This is a genomic window from Desulfomicrobium macestii (assembly GCF_014873765.1).
In the GTDB taxonomy this organism is placed as follows: Bacteria; Desulfobacterota; Desulfovibrionia; order Desulfovibrionales; family Desulfomicrobiaceae; genus Desulfomicrobium; species Desulfomicrobium macestii.
On the sequence record NZ_JADBGG010000016.1, the window covers coordinates 69684 to 85634 of the forward strand.

The following is a 15951-nucleotide window of genomic DNA, read 5'->3' on the forward strand; positions in this document are numbered from 1 at the left end:
CTCAATCCTTCCTCTGGTGCGCAGTATCCGATTCCAGGTCATCGATTCCAGACGGCAGGAGCACGACAAAGCGCGCGCCGCCGAGGTCCGAATGCTCGACAAAGACTTCTCCGCCCACGTCCCTGACCATGCCGTAGACCACGGCCAGGCCCAGTCCAGTCCCGGCGCCGATGGCCTTGGTCGAATAAAAGGGATCGAAAATATGCGGCGCATCCGCCGCCGAAACGCCCGGACCGTTATCCTCCACCACGATGGCCACCCGCCCAGCCTTGGGCGCGACCCGAACCACTATCTCGCCATCCTCCTCCCCGACCGCGTCGAGGGCGTTGATGACCAGGTTGCTGAGCACCTGCTCCAGCTCACCGATACCCATGCGCACGGGCAGAGGCCGATCTGGTTGTTCCACAGTCAAGTGCGCCCTCTTCTTGGCGGCCTGCACGGAAAAAACCTCGGACACGGACACGGCAACGCCGCAGGCATCCGCCGTGCCCGACCCGGCAGCCTTGGGGCGGGCAAAATTGAGAAGCTCCTGAAGCACTCTCTGCGCCTGCCTGGTGTGGCGCTCGATTATGTTCAGGTCCGAAGCCTGCTGCGGATCGGAGATCGTCTGGCGGAGCAACCCCGCATAGCAGAGGATGACCCCGAGCGGGTTGTTGATCTCATGCGCCAGGCCCGCCGTGAGCTTGCCTACGGTCGCCATCTTCTCCGAATGCCAGACCTGGGAACGCATGCGCTTCTCCATGGTGGTCTCGCGCACATAGACAACCACGCGGTCCGTCTGCCCGTCGGAACTGCGCACCGGGTACATCGAAAGTGAAAACGACCTGCCTCCGGGCAGCTCGACTTCGCGCAGATCCGGCGCCCCGCCGCGAATGGCGTCAACCATCGGACAAGGATGGGACAACGGATCGAAAAAGATGGACAGCATGTTGCCGTCCGTGCGTTCACCGTCCGTCAGCTCCGAGGTCAGCTGGCGGGCGGCCTGGTTCACGGTCAACACGGCGCAGTTCGAGTCCATGAGCGCCAGCGGGTCGGTGATGCCTTCGACGATGGTTTCGAGCACGTTCATCTGCCGCAGCAGGCTGTCGATGGCCGTCAGATTCTCCGCTGCCGTGCCGAGCTGACGACCGAGCGCCGTGAGTACCCGCTGATCGTGCCGTGCCGCCTCTGCTTCGGTGTCCCAGTAGAGGCAAAGGATGCCCTCGGCATTTCCGGAGCTCGACTCCACCGGCACGAAAATCCTGGATCCCGATTGCAGGCAGGCGCTGCCGGTCAGCACTTCCACCATGTTCTCAGGCAACTCGGGAGCGGCGGACGACTCCGGCCAGACGTAGTAATTCCTGGAGACCATGGTGCACACATAGGCGATGCTGCGCGCCCCGAAGCGTTTGCAGATCTGAGGCAGGGCCAGGCTCCAGAGTTCCGAACGCGAACCGCTGCGGCGCATGTCCTCCAGCAGGCGCACAAAGAGATGCACGTCTGCCTGCCGGGCTTCGGCCTCATGGGAAAGGGCCTCGGTGCGATCATCGACCATCTTGCGCAGATTCTCCGCATAATCCTGGAGCTGGTGGCGGACCTCGAAGAGATGATTGCCCATCTGCTCCATGCCTTCGACCAGTTCCTCGATCTCGTCGCCCTGCTCCAGCTTGTGCAGGAGCTCGGAGCCTTCCGCATCGACCACGTTGCGTCTGAAAACGCTGTTGAGGCGTTTGAGATTGTTGACCACCAGAACCCGGAACAGAAAATTTGTCGCTGAAAAAAACAGCAGCGCGCCAAAGGCGAAAAAGGCGAAGTAGGTCAGGATGGTCTGCTGCACGCGCCCGACACTGCTCTGCACGGAGATGCCCACGAAATCGACCCCGGCGATGGAGTTCTCCTCCTTGCCGAAACCCCGCCCCCCGTACAGGGACAAAAGCTCCGGCGGAGCATCCTCGGGCTTGCCGTGGCAATACATGCACCCTTCCTCGAAACGCACGGCACGGACTTTCAGAAAATATTTTTCCCCGTCCATGGTCTTGTACCCCTGCCACAGCTCCTGCTCGGGATTGGCCCTGAAATAGCGGATCAGTTCCCGTTCGTGCGTGTTGGCTTCGTAAGCGGGGTTGCGTGCGTCGATGGCCACGCGGCGATAGATGGTGCCGCCGTGATCGTCGTTGATCGGCGCCATGATGGTTCGGGAAATGTAGGATGAGGACATGGCCTCGATGATGAACGAAGCGGGCAGGCGCTCGTACATGGCCGGGCGCAGGATGTCGCGCACGTAGTGCTGGATGGAGTCCACATGGGTGAAGATGAGCAGGGCCTTGTCCCGCACCTCCTCCTCGAGGACATTTTTCATGTGTAGATAAAAACCGACGGAAAAAACGATGCCCAGAACAATGGAGGCGACCAAAAGCCCGGAAACAAATTTGGTCTGTATCTTTGATGGCTTGAGAAGGTGCATGGGCTCGCCTGAAATTGATGCTTCCCGTGGCGGTGGAAACGTGTGTGAAGTGGATGAAGATGCGTTCGCTCAGACTGTCGGCAAGACCAAATCAAAAAAGGGCACCATAGAAATCATTAGTGTTCTAACGTCCTCCAATCAAGACCTGAAACCGTTCGGCTGCTCCTGATCTGAGCACATTTCCCCCAAAGAGAGGCGCCTCGACTATTTTTCCTCCAGGGCAAAACGCAGGTAATCCTCTCCTTCCTTCACCTGTGCAACATCCGTGTAGTAATAACGGGTCGGATCGATGCCGTTGTCGTCCAGATATGAGGACATGCGGCTCAGAACACCACAGGAGTTGGTCAAAAAAGGCAGGAACAGGTAGACGAAGGCCAGGGCGGCGCCCATGGTCAGAACGAAATTCTTCAATCTTACGGGCAGGCTTTTTTCAGTCATGACGATACGTCCTTAAAAGCCGGGAGGAAGATCCTCCCGGCTGTTTTTCGAGACAATTTAGATCTTGGCCGTGATTTCGGGGAAGACCACGTAGAACATGAGGTAGGCCATGGCCAGAGTCAAGACAAGATTGAGGCTTTGACCGCAGACATACAGGATGAGCGGCTTGCCGCCCTTGAAGTACTTGGCCAGCTCGCGGAAGTTGGTGGACAGGCCGATGGCCGCAAAGGACAGGGCGAAGAACCAGCCACGCAGAAGCCTGGTGCCGCCGCGGACGATGCCGTGATCCACGACCGCGCCGCCAAGATCCTTGCCCATGCCCTGATCCAGGATGGAGAAGATGATGGAGGCGGCGATGAAGCCGAGCACGAACTTCGGAAAACGATGCCAAATCTCTCCTGCGCCAACGGTCTTGCCGGCCACGCAGTCAACCTTCGTGCACCAGTACACTGCTATGCAGAATGCGGTCACGCCGATCATGACGTTCTGGATCATCTTGATGGTCGCGGCCACGTACATGGCCTTCTGGCCCAGGAACGCGCCAGCCGCGGCCACCGCGCCGGTGGAGTCGATGGTGCCGCCCATCCAGGCGCCGCCCAGAACTTCCGGGATGCCGACAGCCTTGATGAAGGCAGGCATGGCGATCATCATGATGGCGGTGAAGACCAGGGACAGACCGATGGACAGTGTCAGCTCTTCCTTCTTGGCCCGGCAGGCTGCCGCAGCGGCGATGGCGGCGGAGGTGCCGCACACGGACATGTCGGCGGAGATGACGACGTTAAGCGTCTTGGAGGGCATCTTCAGCACCTTCTGGCCGAAGATGTAGGTGCACACGAGCACGACGGGGGTGACTACCCAGGCCACGAAAATGCCGGGTGTGCCGATGGCCACGATCTTGTTGAAGAGCACTTCCGCGCCCAGAAGAACAAGGCCGGTCTTGATGAAAAATTCGACTTCACAAGCCGGAAGGACCCATTTGGGAGTGCCCACGGTGTTGGCTATGACCATGCCCAGAAGCACGCCCCAGGCTTCGGCGCCAAAACCGTACTGCTTGGAAATGGCCTGCCCGCCGAGAATGTACGCCAGGACGGCGACCAGAAAGACAATCACGAAACCCTGCAGGAACGCAGGCGCGCTCTTGCCCATCATGGCAATGCCCGCACCGAAGATCAGCGCGATGAATATGCACAGGCCGATGAGGGACGGAATGTAGTTGTAGGGCTTGTTTTCGACCTTCTTCTTGGCATCCCCGGCAGCCTTGTGCGCGTCGCGCCACTCGGAAATCTTGGCCGCGGCCTCGTCATTGAGAGCCTGGTTCTGGAAGGATGCGCCGGCCGCAGCCTCTTCCGCGGCCACGGCAGCGGCGAGTGCCACTTCAAGCTTGCCCTTGGCCTCTTCGTATTTAGGCATGGCCTTCTCGTTGAGCGCCTTGGCCTGGGATTCGGAGCGGATCAGGGAATCCATGGGGTTGGTCTTCCAGGAACCTGGCGTCTTGGTCCAGTGGGATGCGAACTTGCCGAAGGCGGAACTGGAACCCTTGAGCTTGCCCTTGGCGTCCTGGGCATTGTGCCAGGCGATGGTCTTGAACGGAGCCTTGGCCAGTTCAGCTTCCTGGATCTGGTTTGCGGTGGCGATCTTCTCGGCAAACTCCGCCTTGGGCCCAAAGGTCGTGTACGCAAGGATACATACGGCAATGATGATAAAACCGAGCCAGATGGCCAGAAAGTCCTCTTTCTTCCACAAATCCGACCACTGGCTTTTCCCGTGGTCGATGACGACGCTGCTGCTTTCTTCAGACATGGGTTTTTCTTCCTCCTCGATGATTATGAAGCGTTCTCTCGCCGGTTATTTTGACGATGAAGGCAGAGCAAAAGCCCTGCCATGTCTGCAAGAAAAATGAGACATCATGATTTCAACATGTTACAATTTCGTACTTAAAAAAAAGCGCAAAGCACGATTTACACTGCCAACACAAGTTAGCACCACAAACTTCAAGAGCTGCATCCTTCAGCCGTCTAAAATTTTACAAAAGGATAAAAAAAGGCGTGGTCGTTCGGGAGGAACGCCACGCCTTTTCAAGGCAGCGGGAAAAAAAAACTACTTCTCGATGTCGAGTTCGCGCTTCTTGGAATAGATGAAGCGCACCAACTGGTACTCGAAGGGGCTTCCTGTCTCGTAATAGCGAAACTTGACCTGATGCCGCGCATCGACAGCCTTGACCCCGTAAACGCCGGTGGACACCGACTCGCGCGCAATCCAGCTCATGTCCTGGAAGAGGCCGTACGATGGGTTAATGGTCATGGCCGCGTCCACGAACACGCCTCCCGTGTCGCGCACTCCGGAGGGCCCGAACACGGGGAGCACCAGATACGGACCGGGGGGGACGCCCCAGAAGCCCAGGGTCTGTCCGAAATCCTCGTTTTCCTGCGGGATGCCTCCATTGCCGAGCACGTCGATGATGCCTCCCAGGCCGATGGTCGTGTTGAAGACAAAGCGGCCCAGCGAGACCGAAGCCTTTTTGGCCTTGCCTTGCAGGACAGAGTTCACAAAAATCGGTATTTCTTTCAAGTTATTAAAAATATTGGAAACACCCTGTTGAACGCTATCCGGCAGGATCGCCTCGTAGGTGCGGACCACTGGCAGATAGACGTAGCGGTCAAGCTGGGCGTTGAAGTGGTACATGTTACGGTTGAATCCCTCCCAGGGATCATGGACCTGAAAATGCCGCTCCAGGGTCGGGTCCTCGGGCAGGCCGCGATGTACGGGGGCCTGAAAAGGGCCGGGCTGATGCTGCCCGTTGGTGGCGCATCCGGCGGAGACGAAGAGGATGAGGCAGAGAAGAAATATGCGCATGGTATGTCTCACTTGCGGAAAAAATCGAGCATGGCCGCGACATTGTCCCGATAACGGATATTGCCGCAGTGCCCCCCTGCCGGATAGAGTGTCAGACGGCCGTTGAACGTGCGTTTCAGAAAACCGAGGTTGTCGGGGGTCAGAATGGGGTCGTCGACATTGGTCATGACCGCGATGCTTGTGGACTCGCGCAGAAAAGGAGCGATGGATTCGAGGCTGCTGGCCGCCACGGCCCGTTCCCGGGTCATGGTCGGGTCCTTGAAGCCCAGGAACGGCAAAAGATACTCGTCCACATAATCCTCGAAACTCACGCCCACGGCCGCATCCAGATAAGGCGACAGGGACTCGTTCTTCTCAATGACGTGCCCCCTTGGGGAGATGTACCCCGCCCCCGTGCACACGTCGCTGGTAAAGACCATGGACGCAAGGGAGACGCGAAAAGCGACGCCAATGAGGATCTTGAGCTCCTTTTCGGAAATGGAGCGGCTCCCGTGCAATGCAAAAAGAAATTCGTCGCCGAAATTGACCTCGTCGCTACCGCGGTAGGCCGCCGAAAGATCGGAGACCAGATCGGCCACGACCCTTGCGGCCTCGGTCCGGTCGGCCACGTTGTCGGAGAGCAGGTGGTCGAGGATGGTGGCAGAGGTCAGCAGGCTGACCGCCGGATTGAGGAGCATCACCTTGTCGAATCCGAAACGCTTTTCGCGCGTGTCCAGCTCCGCCAGAAAAGCGGACTGTGTTCCGCCGAGGCTGTAACCGGTCAGGTTGTAGGAGGATATCCTGTCGCGGCCAATTTCGTTCACGATGGCGTCCATGCTCTGATACAGGTCAGCCACGTCGCGGGGAATGAACCCCGGAACCTGGGTCGTGGAGGCGCTGACCACAAAGTTCGGATACGTCGGCGATGACAGGCTGACCACGTGGTACCCGGCCCGATGAAAGACCGCCTGCAGGAAGCGGCAGTTGGCCGAATCGTAGGAAGAGCCTGTCCCGGCAATGATGAACAGCAGCGGCGCCACGTCGCGTTGCAGGGCAACGGAGTACTGCAGGGTGTCGTCATACCAGAGGATTTCGGGCACCGGACGCTCATGCAGCAGGAGCTCCCTTTCGCGCACCGCGCCCAGATCACTCAACGGGTTGAGATCGCGCAACGAGGAGGGACGGATGGAGTCCAACGGAAATTCGTCCCGCGGCAGAGTGCCGAGCACGGTGGCCTCGTAAGGATTCTTGAACGGATATTCATAGGCACTGGCCGGCGCGAAGGCGGCCAGAACGAAAAGGCATAATAGCAGGGCGCGATGCATGCGCAATCCTCCACGGTGATGTATCCGGGATCACTAGCCAGTTGGAGGTGTGAGCGCAAGCTTTTGCACCGTAAATGAAAAGAGCGCCCGCAGGCGCCCTCTTGCAAATCATGTACGTGTACCGGATCAACGCTCGTCGAAATACAGTTTGTGTTTTATGTTCACACCTTGGGCGATGAACACCACGGATTCGGCAATATTGGTGGCCAGATCGCCGATGCGCTCGAGGCGGCGGATGAGAATGATGGTGTGAACGGAACGCTCGATGGCCGGAGTCTCGTGGATCATGTATTCGATGACCTGACGCATGTTCTTGTGGTTCAGCACGTCGACCTCGTTGTCCAGATGGCAGACCTGCAGGGCCGCCTCCACATTGCTGGATGAGAACGCCTGGGCCGCGTGCCGCAGCATGGCCAGGGCCTTGGTGCCCATCTCCAGCACGTCCTGATGAAAAGGCAACGGCGGCCGCGAACTGAGCATGATGGAGCGCTCGGCGATGTTCACGGCCTCATCGGCGATGCGTTCAAGATCGACGCTGATGCGCATGCACCCGAGGATGAAGCGCAGGTCTCCGGCCACGGGCTGCTCCAGGGCCAACAGCTTGAGCGCCAGCTCGTCGATCTCCACCTCCAGACGATTTACTTCCACGTCCCCGTCCTGAACCTCTTCGGCCAGATACAGATCCTTGTTCACATAGGCCTGGATGGACTTCTGGACCGCGTCCTCGGTCAGGGAGACCATCTTCAGCACCTTGAGCTTCAGCGTTTCGATTTCTTCATGCAAATGCGTATACATCTTTCACTTCCTTTAAAAATTTGTCGGACCATTCAGAAGAACTGAGGGCATCAGCCGAAACGGCCTGTTATATAGTCCTCGGTCTGCTTGTTCTCCGGACGGGTGAACAGCTTGTCCGTGGGACCGACCTCGATGAGCTTGCCCATGTAGAAAAATGCGGTCCGATCGGAGACGCGGGCGGCCTGCTGCATGGAGTGCGTGACAATGACGATGGTGAATTTGTTCTTGAGTTCGTGGATGAGCTCCTCGATCTTCTGGGTGGCGATGGGGTCAAGCGCGGAAGCGGGCTCGTCCATGAGCAGGACTTCGGGCTCCACGGCCATGGCCCGGGCGATGCACAGGCGCTGTTGCTGTCCGCCCGAAAGGCTGAGGCCCGACTGGTCCATGCGGTCCTTGACCTCGTCCCACAGGGCGGCGAGCTTGAGGCTCTCCTCAACCCGCGCATCGATGAACTCGCGATCCTTGACGCCGTTGACCCGCAGCCCATAGGCCACGTTCTCGTAGATGCTCTTGGGAAAGGGATTGGGCTTCTGGAAGACCATGCCCACCCGGCGCCGGAGCACGACCACGTCATGGGCGTTGTCGTTCAGGTCCTGCCCGTCCATGGTCAGAGACCCTTCGATCCGGGTACCGGCTATAAGGTCGTTCATGCGGTTGATGCACCGCAGAAAAGTGGACTTGCCGCAACCCGAAGGCCCGATCAGGGCGGTTGCCTGGTGCTGCAGCATGTCGAAGCTGATATCCTGGAGCGCGTGAAAGTCCGAATAATAGAAGTTGAGATTTCTCGATGAAATCTTGACCGTTTCTGTCATGTCTATTCCTCTGAGATCTGCCCGGCCAGGGGCAAGGTGATGATGAAGCGGGAGCCGATCCCGGTTTCGGGCACGGGGCTCTGCACCGTGATCCGCCCTCCGTGATTGGCCATTATGTGCCTGCAGATGGCAAGGCCGAGGCCCGTGCCGCCGATGGAGCTGTTGCGGTCCTTTTCCACACGGTAGAACCGCTCGAAAATCCGGGCCTGATCCTCGACCGGAATGCCAGGCCCGTTGTCCTCGATGAAAACAACCAGCTCACGACCGCTCGCATGCCCGTGGACACGGATGACGGCGGTTTCGTCAGGCACGTACTTGATGGCGTTTTCAAGGACATTGCGAAAAACCTGGACCAGCTGCTCGAAATTGGCCCGCACCTGGGGCGTTGAGGCACCTAGCTCGTTCACGAATTCGATGTCCTTGCTCAAGGGATGACAGCTCTTCCAGGCCGAATAAAGCGCCGAGGCAGGCTCCACCGTGACCAGGTCGGGGCGCTGCTTGCCATGCTCCAGGCGCGAGAGCTGGAGCAGCTCGTCGAGCATGGTGTTCATGTGGTTGGCGTTGCGCAGGATGACCTCCAGGAAGGAGCGCGTCTGCTCGGGATCGTATTTCTCGATGCCCACCAGGGTTTCGGCGTAGCCCTTGATCGATGTCAGGGGTGTACGCAACTCGTGCGACACGTTGGCCACGAAATCACGACGGATCTGTTCCACCCGCTTGATTTCGGTGATGTCATGAAAAACCATGATCACGCCAAGCTCGGCGTCGCCCTTGATGGGCACGATGGAGACGTCGAAGCTTCTGCCACCCGCCAGGGAGACCACCACTCCGACCTGGGAAAAATCACCTTCCCGGCGCTTTTGGAGCGCCGCGTCGCAGGCATCCTGAAGATCCTGCAGCAGGGACAGTTCCATGGGCTTGCGCCCGGCGAAGGTCGAAAGGCCCGGAAAAATCTCCTGGGCGGCGTAGTTGCCGCGCAGAATCCGGCCGTGTCCGTCGAGGACGATCAGCCCGGCCTTCATTCCGTTGAGCACGGCTTCGGATTCCATCTTCTGCTTGACGATGGTCTGCATGTTGGACTCGATGCGTTCGACCATGTTGTTGAAGGCCTGCACCAGTGGCGTAAGCTCGGTGCTCGGCGAAAAGCGAATGCGCTTGCCCGGCTCGCCCTGGCCGATGTCGGCGGCGGCCTGGGCCACGCTTGCTATGGCGCGGCCAATCTGCCTCGAAGTCAAGGAGACGAGCCCGAAGGCCAGGATGACGCTGAACCCGTAGACCCAGCCAGTCCGTCCGTAGAGCCGGTCCTGGGTCTTGCGAATCTGGCTCTGGGGACGCGCGATGCGCACGATACCCTCCGGCATGATCCCGCTGGCCTGTGTACGCATGGCCGCATAGAGCAGATCCTGGTCCAGGGTGTCGCTGTAACGCAGGCTGAGACCGATCTCTCCGGCAAGGGCCTGTGTCACTTCCGGCCTGCCCAAATGGTTCTCCAGTCTCTCGACCCGTTCCGCCGTCACGCCGGAATCGGTCAGCACCCGACCTTCAAGATCGATGAAGGTGACGCGGATGTCCATGCGTGCCGCAAGGTCGCGCAGCGCCTCGTTGACCGCCGCGAAGGAAGTGAAGGAGCCATGGGACAGCATCCACTCCACCGCGCGCAGGTCTCGCCGTGCGCTGTCTCGGGCTTCGCGCTCGCTGGTCTGCCCGAGATTCTGATGCAGATAGTAGGCAGGCACGCCCAGCGCCAAAAACAAAATGACCCCGAAGGCCAGAAACAGCCGCAGCCGCAAGGAAATCGTCGTTGTGGTCATGAAGCGCCCTAGTCGACCTGATTTTCACGTTTCATGCGATAACCGATGCCTCGGACGGTCTCCAGCCAGTCGGCATAGGGGCCGAGCTTCTTGCGCAGCCGACGCACATGGGTATCAACGGTGCGCGAATAGCCTTCGAATTCGTACCCCCAGGCATTGCTCAGGAGTTGCTCCCGGGAGAGCACCTTGCCCTCGTTACGCACGAATTCTCCGAAAAGATTGAATTCCGTGGGGGTCAGGTGCGCGTCCACCCCGTCCACGAGCAACGTGTACGCCTCGAAATCGGCAGCCAGGCCCTCGCGCTGCCAGTGCGCGACCTTGGGCAGGATGTTCACGTTGCGTCGCAGAACGGTCTTGATGCGCAGCATCAGTTCCCGGGGGCTGAACGGCTTTATGACATAATCATCCGCGCCGAGTTCGAAGCCGAGGATGCGGTCGACTTCGTCACCCCGGGCGGTGAGCATAATGATTGGTATGTGAGCGCATTCCGGGCTGCCCTTGACGGCCTTGCAAACGTCCGTGCCGCTCATGCCGGGCAGCATCAGATCAAGCAGCACCAGATCCGGCCGTTCGGACTGGACCAGCTGCAGGCCCTTTTTTCCATCCCGGGCCACGAAGCAGTCGTACCCGCCCGACTTGAGATGAAAAGCCAAAAGGTTGGCGATATCCGGTTCGTCTTCGATGACGACAATCTTGTGAGCCATGTTTCCCCCCTTGTTCACGAAAAGAGCCCCGCCACTTTCGACGCGCCGCCCCCCTCGTACCCATGATGGGCTACAGGGAGCATGTGACAGCATTGTGACACCTGTATGAATTTCCTGTAACATTCCCCGCAAAGGGACTCAAATCCAATCGCCACGCACCTGTCACGGGCCTGTCGCCAAAATGTCGCATCCGCCGGACAAAGAGCTTCCTAACTTTGATTCTACCTGAAAACGACCCCGGTCCCATCCATCAGAGGAAATGATGTCCAACTCTCAAGCCCAAACCATGCAGGCCGCGACCAAGCCCATTTTCGAACTCAAAAGATTCCTGCACGCCCATCACTGGCTGAGCATCTTCATATTTCGCCTCAAGGACTTCGGACTCTGCCGGGAACTCTACGGAGACCATGTCGCCGAGGAACTGGAGAACCTGCTCATCAACGCCCTGAACCAGCACGACCCCGACAGCCCGATGCTCAGCGCCAGACACGCCCTGCGCATCTCCTCCGGAGAGGCGCTGCTCATCCGATGTCTGGGACAGGCCAAGGATTCCCAGCTCATGGACCAGGCCTTCAGCCTCAAGGTCAAGCTGCAGGCCATTCTCAGAAAACATACCATTTCCTCGCTTGGCAGGGAATTCGAGATCGAGGTGGGGTTCTCGACGTTGCCGGAATCGTCGCTTTTCGAACGCGAGCGGATCTTCCACGAGGCCATCCATGATGCGCGGCGCATGGCCCAGGGCGGCATCGACCTTGAAGCGGTCAAGCTCTCCTCCACCTTTCGGGCCATCATCCGCAACGGACAGATCCGCATGCTCTTTCAGCCCATCTACGATTTCAAGACAGGAACCGTCATGGCCTGGGAGGCTCTGGCGCGCGGGCCGCGCGGCTCCGATTTCGAATCGCCGTCGATCCTCTTCGATTTCGCCGAACAGTTCGGACAGCTCTTTGCGCTGGAGCAGGCCTGCCGAGCGAAGGCCATGGAAACGGTGGGAGTTCTGACCACGGGCCAAAGGCTGTTCCTGTACATCCACCCGCGCACCGTGGTCGACCCGACCTTCGCCCCAGGCAAGACTCTGGAAATTCTGGACAAACATGGCCTCAAACCCGAGGACATCGTCTTTGAAATAACCGAACGCCATTCCATAAAAGACTTCACCTCGTTTCACAAAACCCTGGACCATTACCGCAGCCAGGGATTCAAGATTGCCGTGGACGACGCCGGAACGGGCTACTCAGGATTGTCCACGGTCGCGGCCCTGAAGCCCGACTTCATCAAGGTCGACATGTCGCTGGTGCGCGACGTGGACAAGGACCCGGTACGCAGGGCGCTCATGGAGACCATGGTAACCCTGGCGGGCCGCATCGGCTCGGAAATCATCGCCGAAGGGATCGAAACCAAGGGCGAGGCACGCGCCCTGACGGAGATCGGAGTCCATTTCGGCCAGGGATATTATTTGAGCCGCCCCCATTATCCCAAACCCGAGACCCACCTGGACATGAAGGAGCTGACCCCGCTGCGTCCGGACAACTTCGGCAGGCTGTCCTGCTCCATTCCCATAGGACAACTGGTCCAAAAGACATTGACCGTCAGCCCCCGAACCCCGGTGCAGTCCGTGCAGCGGATCTTCGCCACCAACCCCGCGCTCTCAAGCGTGGTTGTCGTGGACGACGGCATACCCCAGGGGCTGGTCATGGGCTACAGCCTGGACCGGCATCTGGCCACTCTCTACGGGCGAGCACTGTACGCGGAAAAACCAGTGGCGGTGCTCATGGACACCACTCCCATGGTCGTGGACGAACGCGAACCCGTGGAATCCGTGGCCAAGAACGCCAACACCCGCGAAATGCTGAAAGCCTACGACGAGGTCATCGTCACCAGTGGCGGACAATTTTTGGGCGTGGTCACGGTGCAGAAGATGCTGACCACCCTGGCGCAGGTTCAGGTCGAAATGGCCAAGGGCACCAACCCGCTGACAGGCATCCCGGGCAACGTGGCGCTGGAGAAGGAAATCGAGACGAGGCTCAGGCGGGGCAAGCCCTTCTGCATGCTCTACGCGGACCTGGACAACTTCAAGGTCTACAATGACGTCTACGGCTTCAAGGACGGCGACCTCGTCATACTGCTGCTGGGGCGCATCATGACCTGGGCCATTTCCCGGCATGGGCACAGCGGAGACTTTCTGGCGCACATTGGCGGGGATGATTTCGTGGCCATGGTCAATCCGGAGAAAGCGGAACGCATCTGCCAGGCCGTCACCCGCTGCTTCAAAAGGCTCATCCTGAACTGCTACCATGCCCAGGACCGCGCCAGGGGCTGGATCATGGGCAAGGGCCGGGACGGCAGGGAGCAGCAGTTCCCGCTGGTCTCCGTGTCCATCGGCATCGTGGACTGCATGGCCCCGTGCAGCCTGCAGGCCCTGGGGGAAAAAGCGGCCCAGATCAAGGGCTACGCCAAGACCCTGCCCGGCAACGTCTATGTTCGGGACCGGCGCGGCAATCGGACCTGCGAGCAAACCGCATGACTCGGACAGCCGCCCTGCTTCATGCGGGCGGCTTTTTCTCCACCACCAACATGTTCCGCCATTTCCCCTGCCTGAAGCGCCACCACCCCACAAGCGAGAGCATGATCAGAAACGTGCAGGTCACGGCCCAGAAATAATAGAGCCCGAAATCAAGCCAGGCTCCGGCCAGAAGTGGCGCGATCATGACCAGAAAGACCAGCGCCAGACGCGCGGCCATGACGAAAACCGTGTCCCCCGCCCCTTTGAGCGCCCCATAGACAATGAAGCTGACCCCATCGAAGAACAGGTACGCGACTACGATCATGAGCAGGGTCCGGCCCATGCCGACCACCGAGGCAAAGGCGGCCGGGTCCATGTCGCGGGGCTGGAACAGATGCAGGACCGCTTCCGGGGCGAACAGGAAAACCGCCGACATGGCCGCCAGATAGGCAAAGGTCAGCACGAGGCTGGCACGCACCACCATGGGCACGTCGTCGGGCTTGCCCGCGCCCATGGCCTGACCGACCAGGGTGCTGGTGCCCATGGCGAAGCCAACCAGAGGCATGAAGGCCAGGGCGTTGATGTTCAGCGCGATGTTGGTCGCGGCCAACTCCATGGTCCCGAGCCTGCCGACCACGAAGATGAAGACCGTGAAGGCGAAGATGTCGAGGAAGAATTCCATCCCGCTCGGCAGCCCGTAGCGCATGAGCCTGAGCCACAGCTCGGGCCTAAGTCGCCGGTCGATGGCCAGGCGGAACCGGGCGTTCTCGGAGCGGCGCATGGCCAGCCAGAGAATGGTCGTGATCACCCCCCAGCTTATCACCGTGGCCAGGCCCGCGCCCAGAATGCCCAGCTCCGGAAACGGCCCGACGCCGTTTATGAGGCAATAGTCGAGGGGGATATTCAGGAGCATCCCGGCCGAGTTGGCGAACATGACCACGCGCGTGCGCCCAAGGCCGGTGAAGAACCCGGCCAAAGCTCCGCCGACCAGATGCATCCCCGCCCCCAGGCACAGCGTTCTGAAATATATGGACTCAAGGACCTGAATCTCTTTGGAATGGCCGCCGAAGGCGAAAATGCTCTCGGCCAAAAAGGCCAGCGCCCCCAGCACGACCGCTCCCAAAAGCGCCACATAGATGCCCTGCCAGACCGCCCTGCCGACCATCTCGGGACGCCCCTGGCCGGTGTACTGGGCCACGAACACGGAGACGTAACTCGTGGTGCCAAGGAAAATGGTCATGGCCAGAAGGGCCATGATCCCGGCGGGCAGGGCTGCTGCGATGGCGTCGAGGGAATAGCGGGCCAGAAAGAGGCGGTCCGTGAACTCCATGATCGTGGTCGCCCCGAGGCTTATGACCAGTGGCATGGAAATTTTGAAAATGCGGCGATATATGATGGCCGTGGCCGGAGAGATGTGGATCATGACCCATGAGTGCCCCAAGTACGGCGCACTGGCAATATCGAAAACAGTCGGCCGGCTGCCGTGACGCGCCCGAGGATCAGGCCGGGTCCGGTTTTCGCGCGGAACTGCTCACGGGACGCAGGGAGGCTCAGGCAGCCCGCACAGCAGAAAACCAAGGATCGGCCTGCATTTTTCTTCGCAGGGCGCGAAAAACCGCCCGTGAGCACGGGTGGCGGAACGATTTTCACGGCCGACGTAGAATTCCGCAAGCCCCAGCGGAGTCAGCCCATGCATGGCGGCGTGATGCAGCAGCTTGGGTGCGCAGCATTCTCCCGTGCCCGTGGGCATGGCCTTGCCCGTGAAGACCTCGGACAGGGCCCTGGTCCGGCCGCGAAAATTGGTCAGGCGGTACAGGTCGAAGATGCGTTCCATGAGGCTCCGGGACAATTCGCGCCGCCGGGCCAGCATGTCCAGGCGGACCGGATCGTCCACCCTAAGGCCCTGCATGCGCAGAGTCAGTTCCTTGATGCGCGGCTCGTCATGTTCGATGGCGCGCTCGAACTCCGCCGGGTCAAGGATGGGCCCAACCCAGCCCGGCACCTCCCAGATTCCGTTGTACTGCCCGGAAAAAGCCCTGAGCACGCCACGGGTTCCGTCCTTGTCCACGTACGGGAGCACTCCGAACATCTGCCCCCGGGCAGGGCCGTAAAGGTACTCAAGGGACAGGCGCGGATCGTCTGCGGCCTGTCCAAGCCCGATATTCCCGCATTGCTCAAGCCGCGCCATCAGCTCCCGGGCATGGGGCGGGGCCGCCTCGGCGGGCAAAACATGTTCGCATCCGCAATCCCGGCAAAATCCGGCGCAATCAAGGGACGGGTATTCCATG

General features: G+C 59.9%; 13 protein-coding genes. 2 read left to right on the forward strand and 11 right to left on the reverse strand.

Translation table 11 applies throughout. The features are described from left to right. Position 1: 1 nt before the first annotated feature. The gene (locus H4684_RS11530; RefSeq protein ID WP_192623843.1) at positions 2-2443 is read right to left on the reverse strand and encodes a c-type heme family protein; all 2442 of its coding nucleotides are present in this window, start codon (positions 2441-2443) and stop codon (positions 2-4) included. Between H4684_RS11530 and H4684_RS11535 the strand changes: the two genes are divergently transcribed. Then, complete coding sequence (locus H4684_RS11535) at positions 2442-2612, forward strand: hypothetical protein (RefSeq protein WP_192623844.1); 171 nt, start codon at positions 2442-2444, stop codon at positions 2610-2612. The genes H4684_RS11530 and H4684_RS11535 overlap by 2 nt on opposite strands. Positions 2613-2647: 35 nt before the next feature. On the opposite strand, the gene H4684_RS11540 is transcribed toward H4684_RS11535, so the two are convergent. The 8 genes from H4684_RS11540 to H4684_RS11575 all read right to left on the reverse strand — a co-directional run bounded on the left by H4684_RS11540 (position 2648) and on the right by H4684_RS11575 (position 11160). Beyond that, positions 2648-2881 carry a hypothetical protein gene (locus tag H4684_RS11540; protein WP_092190810.1) on the reverse strand — a complete coding sequence of 78 codons (234 nt, stop codon included), beginning with the start codon at positions 2879-2881 and terminating at the stop codon, positions 2648-2650. 57 nt (positions 2882-2938) lie between these two features. Next, entirely contained in the window at positions 2939-4681 is a 1743-nt protein-coding gene (locus tag H4684_RS11545) for a YeiH family protein (protein WP_192623845.1), read from the reverse strand. 297 nt (positions 4682-4978) lie between these two features. Beyond that, on the reverse strand, positions 4979-5734 hold the full coding sequence (locus H4684_RS11550) for an MlaA family lipoprotein (RefSeq protein WP_092190806.1): 756 nt from the start codon (positions 5732-5734) through the stop codon (positions 4979-4981). A gap of 8 nt (positions 5735-5742) precedes the next feature. Beyond that, positions 5743-7038, reverse strand: a complete 1296-nt coding sequence (locus tag H4684_RS11555; protein WP_192623846.1) for an alpha/beta hydrolase — start codon at positions 7036-7038, stop codon at positions 5743-5745. A gap of 126 nt (positions 7039-7164) precedes the next feature. Next, positions 7165-7833, reverse strand: coding sequence for a phosphate signaling complex protein PhoU (gene phoU, locus H4684_RS11560; protein WP_092190801.1), 669 nt, complete (start codon positions 7831-7833; stop codon positions 7165-7167). Positions 7834-7883: 50 nt separating this feature from the next. Next, on the reverse strand, positions 7884-8645 hold the full coding sequence (gene pstB, locus H4684_RS11565) for a phosphate ABC transporter ATP-binding protein PstB (RefSeq protein ID WP_092190799.1): 762 nt from the start codon (positions 8643-8645) through the stop codon (positions 7884-7886). A 2-nt stretch (positions 8646-8647) separates the two neighbouring features. Beyond that, positions 8648-10456, reverse strand: a complete 1809-nt coding sequence (locus H4684_RS11570; RefSeq protein ID WP_192623847.1) for an ATP-binding protein — start codon at positions 10454-10456, stop codon at positions 8648-8650. Positions 10457-10464: 8 nt separating this feature from the next. Then, a complete protein-coding gene (locus tag H4684_RS11575; protein ID WP_092190795.1) occupies positions 10465-11160 on the reverse strand; it encodes a response regulator transcription factor in 696 nt (231 codons plus the stop codon). A gap of 262 nt (positions 11161-11422) precedes the next feature. Here H4684_RS11575 and H4684_RS11580 point away from each other — a divergent pair, with 262 nt between their 5' ends. Then, positions 11423-13684, forward strand: coding sequence for a GGDEF domain-containing protein (locus tag H4684_RS11580; RefSeq protein WP_192623848.1), 2262 nt, complete (start codon positions 11423-11425; stop codon positions 13682-13684). Positions 13685-13703: 19 nt separating this feature from the next. Here H4684_RS11580 and H4684_RS11585 read toward each other — a convergent pair whose 3' ends face one another. Both H4684_RS11585 and H4684_RS11590 read right to left on the reverse strand, forming a co-directional pair. After that, positions 13704-15086 carry an MATE family efflux transporter gene (locus H4684_RS11585; RefSeq protein ID WP_192623849.1) on the reverse strand — a complete coding sequence of 461 codons (1383 nt, stop codon included), beginning with the start codon at positions 15084-15086 and terminating at the stop codon, positions 13704-13706. A 108-nt stretch (positions 15087-15194) separates the two neighbouring features. After that, on the reverse strand, positions 15195-15950 hold the full coding sequence (locus tag H4684_RS11590; RefSeq protein WP_192623850.1) for a hypothetical protein: 756 nt from the start codon (positions 15948-15950) through the stop codon (positions 15195-15197). Position 15951: the final 1 nt, after the last annotated feature.